This is a genomic window from Streptomyces sp. WAC06614 (genome assembly GCF_003949795.1).
Classification (GTDB): domain Bacteria; phylum Actinomycetota; class Actinomycetes; order Streptomycetales; family Streptomycetaceae; genus Streptomyces.
This window is the reverse complement of the sequence record NZ_RPRY01000349.1, coordinates 1-6,896: the sequence shown is the minus strand read 5'-3', so window position 1 is coordinate 6,896 and position 6,896 is coordinate 1. Positions and strand designations below refer to the sequence as shown.

At 76.3% G+C, this 6,896-nt stretch carries 3 protein-coding genes; 2 read left to right on the top strand and 1 reads right to left on the bottom strand.

Translation table 11 applies throughout. From position 1 onward, the window contains the following. Window positions 1–74: 74 nt before the first annotated feature. A complete protein-coding gene (gene eccCa / locus EF918_RS30290) occupies window positions 75–4,061 on the bottom strand; it encodes a type VII secretion protein EccCa (RefSeq protein WP_125652131.1) in 3,987 nt (1,328 codons plus the stop codon). Window positions 4,062–4,237: 176 nt separating this feature from the next. On the opposite strand from eccCa, the gene eccD reads away from it, so the two are divergent. Next, window positions 4,238–5,632 (top strand): type VII secretion integral membrane protein EccD, encoded by a 1,395-nt coding sequence (gene eccD, locus EF918_RS30285; RefSeq protein ID WP_260610807.1) that lies wholly within the window; start codon window positions 4,238–4,240, stop codon window positions 5,630–5,632. Between the two features lie 12 nt (window positions 5,633–5,644). Beyond that, window positions 5,645–6,896 (top strand): type VII secretion protein EccB (eccB, locus tag EF918_RS30280; RefSeq protein ID WP_125652129.1); only part of this gene is annotated, 1,252 nt, incomplete at its 3' end.

The window sequence follows — 6,896 nt, the reverse complement described above, 5'->3', positions numbered from 1 at the left end:
CCACATCACCCGCCGCCGCACGGTCCAGGTCCAGACGGCCCTGGTGTCCCCGGAGGAGGCCCCGCCCCGCCGCGTCACGTCCGGGTCGGGGCCTCCTCCGGGGACACCAGGGCCGTCTGGACCTGGACCGTGCGGCGGCGGGTGATGTGGAGGCCGCGGCCCGGGGGGAACTCCTTCGGGCGGGTGTTGCCGAACAGGTAGCCCTCGCCGGGTGGGCAGGACAGCAGGACCGCGGGCGTGTTGACCTCCGCCAGCCGTCGCAGGAGCGGATCGCTCATGGCCCGGCCCGCGCCGTTGGCGCTGCGCGCCACCACGAGGTGCAGGCCCAGTTCCGTGCCCTGGGCGAGGTGTTCGAAGAGGGCGGCGAACGGGTTCTGGGCCGCTCCGGAGACGAGGTCGTAGTCGTCCACGACGACGAACAGCTCGGGTCCGGTGTACCAGTCGCGCAGCTTGAGCCGGTCCGGGCTGAGGTCCTCCGGCGGGGTCCGGGACTCCATGGCGCGGGCCACCCCGGCCATCAGGGAGCGGACGGCGTCGGCGGTCACCGCGTAGCCGACCCGCTGGTCGTCCGGTACGGCGTCGTGCAGTTCGCGGCGGAAGTCGACCAGCATCACCTTGGCGCGGTCCGGGGCGTACCGGCGCCGGACGGCGTCGACGACCAGGCGCAGCAGGTTGGTCTTGCCCGATTCGCTGTCGCCGACGACGACCAGGTGCGGGTTCTCCTCGAAGTCGTGCCACAGCGGCTCGACCCGGGTGTCCTCCAGGCCGATCGCGCAGCGCATGCGACCCTCGGGGGCGGGCAGCCGGGCGGCGTCCACGGTCAGGGGCAACATGCGGACCTCGGGGGCGCGGGGGCCGTGCCAGAAGTCGGCGACGGCGGCGGTGAGATGGGCGATGCCCTCGCCGAGGTCGTCGGCGCCGCCGCGGCCGTCGATGCGGGGCAGGGCGGTGAGGAAGTGGGTGCGTTCGGTGGTCATGCCCCGGCCGGCGGTCCTGGGGACGGTGGCGGCGGCCCGCATGTCGACCAGGGAGTCGACGGCGTCGCCGAGGCGCAGTTCGAACCGGGTCTGGAGCTGGTCGCGCAGCCCGGCGCCGATCTCGCCCCAGCGGGTGGCGGCGATCACCAGGTGGATGCCGTAGTTGAGCCCGCGGCCGGCGAGCAGGGTGAGGGTCTGGACGTGGTCCATGAACTCCTGGCGCAGGGTGTTCCAGCCGTCGATGACGAGGAACACGTCGCCGTGCGGGTCGTCGGCGAACGCGCCGGCGGCCTTGCGCTGCCGGTAGGAGGCCATGGAGTCGATGTTCTCGGCGGCGAAGAGGAGTTCGCGCCGGCTCATGATCGCGTTGATCTCGGCCAGGACGCGGGTGATCCGCTCCGGGTCGTGCCGGCCGGCGATGCCGCCCATGTGGGGCAGGTCGCGCAGGGAGGACAGGGTGCTTCCGCCGAAGTCGAGGCAGTAGAACTGGACTTCGCGGGGGGTGTGGGTGAGGGCGAGAGCGGTGATCAGGGTGCGGAGCAGGGTGGACTTGCCGCTCTGCGGGGCCCCGGCGACGCCGACGTGGCCGCCCGCGCCGGCCAGGTCGGCGGTCAGCAGGTCGCGGCGCTGCTGGAACGGCAGGTCGATCAGCCCGACCGGGACCGACAACTGCCCGTGGCCGGCGCCGTCCTCGGTGGTCAGGCCGCGCTCGGGGTCGGGGGCGAGCGGGGGCAGCAGCTCGTCGAGGGTGGGCGGGACGTCCAGCGGCGGCAGCCACACCTGGTGGGCCGGCGGGCCGGAGTCGCGCAGCCGCGCGGCGGCCACCTCCAGCAGGCTCCGGCCGTCGCCCTCAGCGTCCGGGCCGGTGGCCTCCGCCGGCTCCGGGACGGGCGGCAGGTGCCGTGGGGTGACGTACGTCGTCCCGTACGCCACGACCTGGCCCTCGACCACGGCCGGGGCGACCGGGCGGCGCTTGGTCCGGTAGGCGCCGGAGACGTAGGCCGCCTTGAAGCGGGTGAGGGTGGCGATGTCGGAGCGCAGGAAGCCGTTGCCCGGCTGGGAGGGCAGCTGGTAGGCGTCGGGTACGCCGAGGACGCCGCGGGACTCCATCGCGGAGAAGGTGCGCAGGCCGATGCGGTAGGAGAGGTGGGACTCCAGGGCGTGCATACGGCCCTCGTCCAGCCGCTGGGACGCCAGCAGCAGGTGGACGCCGAGCGAGCGGCCGAGGCGGCCGATCATCACGAACAGGTCCATGAAGTCGCGGTGGACGGCGAGGAGTTCGGAGAACTCGTCCACCACCACGAAGAGCGTCGGCAGCGGGTCCAGGGGGGCGCCGGCCGCCCGCGCCGTCTCGTACTCCAGCAGCGAGGCGTAGTTGCCCGCCGAGCGCAGCAGTTCCTGGCGGCGGATCATCTCGCCGTGGAGGGCGTCCCGCATCCGGTCCACCAGGTCCGCCTCGTCGGCGAGGTTGGTGATGACGGCGGACGTGTGGGGCAGCCGGTCCAGGCCGAGGAAGGTGGCGCCGCCCTTGAAGTCGACGAGGACGAAGTTGAGGATCTCCGAGGAGTGGGTGAGGGCCAGGGCCAGGACCAGGGTCCGCAGCAGCTCGGACTTGCCGGAGCCGGTGGCGCCGATCAGCATGCCGTGCGGGCCCATGCCGCCCTGCGCGGACTCCTTGAGGTCGAGCTCCACCGGCTGCCCGTCCGCGGCGATGCCCAGCGGGACGCGCAGCCGTTGCCCGGCGGGGCGGCCGGCCCGTGCGGCCGCCAGGTCGTGGTGGTGGAGGTCGCGGATGCCCAGCAGGGAGGTCAGTTCGAAGTCCGTGGCCAGGGGTTCGGTGGCGTCGGGACTGTCGCCCAGCCGGTACGGGGACATCAGCGCGGCCAGGTGCCGGGCCCGGTGCACCGAGAGGGCGTCGGGGCGGCCGAGCGGGGTGACGGTGTCCTTGCGGTTGCGGTCGGCCTCGACCATCTCCAGCTCGCCGCCGTCGGTGATGCGCAGGCGCAGCGAGCCGCGGGCGGCCGCCTGCCGGTCCAGGGTGTCGTTCAGGCCCAGGACGACGGCGTTGCGGTAGCCGGCGGTGGCCGCGCGGTGGCCCGCCGGTGCGGCGACGCCGTCCAGGACGAGCACGGTGTACGGCTCGTCCCGCCCGGCCCGGGCCTCGGGATCGTAGGGCGGCCGGCCGGCGAACTCCTCGCCGAGCAGTTCCTCGGCCTCCGGCAGGGAGCCGGCCACCAGGCGCAGCGGTCCCGCCCCGTCGGTCTCCAGCGGGTGCAGGGCGTGCGGGAGCCACTTGAGCCATTCCCAGTGCGGCCGGCCGCGCAGCGGGGTGACCACGACGATCCGCAGGTCCCCGGGGGCGTGCAGGACGGCGAGCTGGCCGAGCATGGCACGGGTCAGGGACCGTACGGCCTCCTCGGGCCCGTGCAGCAGTACCTGCGCGTAGCCGGGCAGGTGCACGGCGAGGGGCTGGTCGTCGAGGGTGGCGTAGGCGTGGAGGAAGCGGCGCAGGGCGTGCGCGCACAGCGGTTCGAGGTCCTCGACGGGCTTGGTGGACAGCGGGGCCAGTTCGACGGCGAGCCGCTGGGCACCGAGGCCGATGCGGACGTCGCCGAAGTCCGGGTGCGCGGGGCGGCGTTCCCAGAGCCGAAAGGTGCGCACCAGGGTCCACAGCTCGGTGGGCCCGGGGTTGCGCCAGGCGAGCGCCTGCTGCTGCTGGACGATCATCGTCCGGACCTTCTTGCGCATCTGGGCGAGGTAGCGCAGGTAGTCGCGGCGCTCGGAGCGGACCTGGCGCTTGCGGTCGCCGGCCACCCGGATGACCTGGACGACGAGCATGCCGATCGCCGACAGGACCATCATGCCGATGGCCACGTACATCAGGGCGGGGTTGCGGCCCCCGGACGGCTGGAGGAAGAGGAAGACCATGGACAGCGAGCTGAGGGCCATGGGCGCGTAGGTGATCACGCCGGAGAGCGCGCTCTGCGGTTCCGGCAGGTCCGGCGGGTCCTGGAGCTGCAGTTCACCGTCCGGCATCTCCGGGCCCGGGCGGCGCGGCTGGCGGGCCAGCTGGATCACACCCATGGTGGGTCTCCCTCCTCGGCGGCCGCCGCGGGCCGGCCGCCGTCCTCCCTCCAGCGCTACGCACCGTCACCCGCGCCCGGTTCGCGGGCCGAACGCGCGGCGGGCCGGCCCGCGTAGAAGGCGGTGCAGGGTGCGGCCAGCGGGCCGCGATGCCGCGAGCGGGAGGAAGACCAGCGGTGACCAGCAGTACCGTGACAGGGCTGTGCCGGGTGCGGTTCCACGCCCCGGACGCCCGCTTCGAACTGGCCGTGCCCGCCGACGTCCCGTTGCTCGACCTGTTGCCGGCCGTGCTGGCCCACGCGTCCCAGCAGGGCGGCGGCGACCTGGACGAGGGCGGGATCGAGCACGCCGGGTGGGTGGTGCAGCGGCTCGGGGGCGAGGCCCTCGACGAGGAGCTGACCCCGGCGGCGCTGGGGCTGCGCGACGGCGAGGACCTGTACCTGCGGCCGCGCCGCGCGGCCCTGCCGCCCGTGCACTTCGACGACATGGTGGACGGGGTCACGGACGGGGTCCGCGGCCGCCCCGACTCCTGGGGGCCGGGACACACCCGCCGGCTGGCCCTGGGCCTGGCGGTGACGGCCCTGACGGCCGGGATCGCCCTGTTGCTGCTGCCCGGGCCGGCGGCGCCCCGGCTGGGCGCCGCCGCCGCGACCGCGGTCCTGCTGCTGATGGGCGCGTACGGGGCCGGGCGGACGCTGGCCGACCGTACGGCCGGCGGGGCGCTGGGGGTCCTGGCCGCCCTGTGCCTGGCGGTCGCCGGGGCGCTGCTGCCCACGGCCGACCCGGGCACGCCCCTGCTGGGCGCCCGGCTGCTGTCCGGCGGATCCGCGGCGGCGGGCGGCGCGGTCCTCGGACTGACCGTGGTCGCCGGCTGCGCGCCGCTGTTCCTGGGGGTGGCGGTGGCCGCCGCCGTGACCGCGGGGGTGGGGGCGCTGGCGCTGTACGGGATACCGCCCCAGCAGGGCGCGGCCGCGGCGGTGGTCGCGGCCGTGCTGCTGGGCGGCTTCGCGCCGGGGCTGTCGTTCCGGCTCGCCGGGCTGCGGCTGCCGCCGCTGCCGCGCAACGCCGAGGAGCTGCGCGAGGGCATCGAGCCGGTGCCCAGCGCGGACGTCCTGGCCCGCAGCGCGGTCGCCGACGGCTACCTGACGGCGTTCCAGCTCACCGCCGGGGCGATCTGCACGGCCGGTACCGCCCTGCTGGCCACGGCCGGGGGCTGGGCGCCGGCCGCCCTCACGGGCGTGCTGTGCCTGCTGCTGGCCCTGCACGCGCGGGCCGTGGGCAGCGTCCCGCAACGGCTGGCCGTGGTCCTGCCGGCCGCGTTCGGGCTGCTGCTGCTCACCGCGCACCTGGCGCTCGGCACGGACGGGGCGGGCCGGCTGCTGCTGCTCTCGGCGCTGTCGGCGCTGGGCACCGTCCTGGCGCTGGCCGCGTGGACGCTGCCGGGCCGGCGGCTGCTGCCGTACTGGGGGCGGGCCGCCGACCTGCTGCACACCACCGCCGCCCTCGCCCTGGTGCCGCTGGCGCTGCAGGTGCTCGGGGTCTTCGCGGCGCTGCGCGCCGTCAAGGGCTGAGGGGCGGCGGCGGTGCAGTCACGACGCGACCAGGTCCAGGCCCATCTGTTCGTGATGGGCCGGCTGACCACCGGCATGCTGCGCGGGGAGCCCGACGAGCCCGATCCGATCGGCGCCCGCACCACCAAAGGCGTCTGGTACGGGCTGCTGGTGGCGCTCCTCGTCGCCCTGGTGGTCACGGTGTACGGGGTGGTGCGGCCCGGCGGGGCGACGGGCTGGCGGCAGTCCGGCACGCTGGTCACGGTCAAGGGCTCGGGGGCCCGGTTCCTCTACGTCGAGGGCCGCCTGCACCCCGTCCTGAACGAGACCAGCGCACGGCTGCTGGCCGGGGACCGGCTGCGGTTCGAGCAGGTGGACGTCCGCTCGCTCGGCGACACCCCGCGCGGTGACGTCCTGGGCATCGTGGGCGCGCCGGACGCCCCGCCCCGCGCCGAGGACCTGACCAGCGGCGCGTGGACGGCGTGTGCGACCCGGCGGACCACCGGGACCGGGGAGAGCGGGGCCCGCCTCACCCTGGCGATCGGCCTGCCGGCCGGCGGGCGGGCGCTGGCCGGGCAGGAGGGCGTGCTGATCGCGGGCCCCGACGGCCGGCCGCACCTGCTGTGGCAGGGGATGCGGCTGGCTCTGGACCCGGCCGCCGGGGCGACGGCGGCGCTGGGCTACGACGCGGCCGTGCCGGTGCCGGTGACCGCCGCGTTCCTCGACACCCTCCGGGCCGGCCCCGCCCTGGCGGCGCCCGCACCACCGGGGCGGGGCGAGCCGGGCCCGGCGCTGGCGGGGTCCGGGAGCCGGATCGGCCGGATGTACGGCGGGCCGACCGGCGAGCGGTACGTCCTGACCCGCGAGGGCCTGGTGCCGCTGACGGAGACCGGGTACCGGCTGCTGCTCGCCGATCCGGCCACCCAGCGCGAGGCCTACGGGGGCGGCGCGGTGCAGCCGGCCCGGCTGGAGCCGGCGGACCTGGCCGCGCACCGGGCCCCGGCGGGCGCCGCCCGGGCGCTGGCGCAGGGGCTGCCGGCCGAGCCGCCCCGGCTGGCGCCCGTCGACCCGGACCAGGCGGTGTGCGCGGGGCTGCGGCCGCGGCCGGACGGGCCGGTGACCTCCGTGCTGGTGCTGCCGGCCGCGGCGGTGGACGGACGGCCGCCGGTGCTCCAGCCGGGGGTGACCCGCAGCTGCGCCGAGGCCGACCTGATCGCCGTACGGCCGGGCGGCGGGGCGCTGGTGCGGGCGCTGTCGGGGGCCGGGCAGGGCGGCACCTCGTACC

What these genes read in the sequence shown, in the direction of transcription:
- eccCa (WP_125652131.1), bottom strand. Translation starts at nt 4,061, where the DNA reads ATGGGTGTGATCCAGCTGGCCCGCCAGCCGCGCCGCCCGGGCCCGGAG.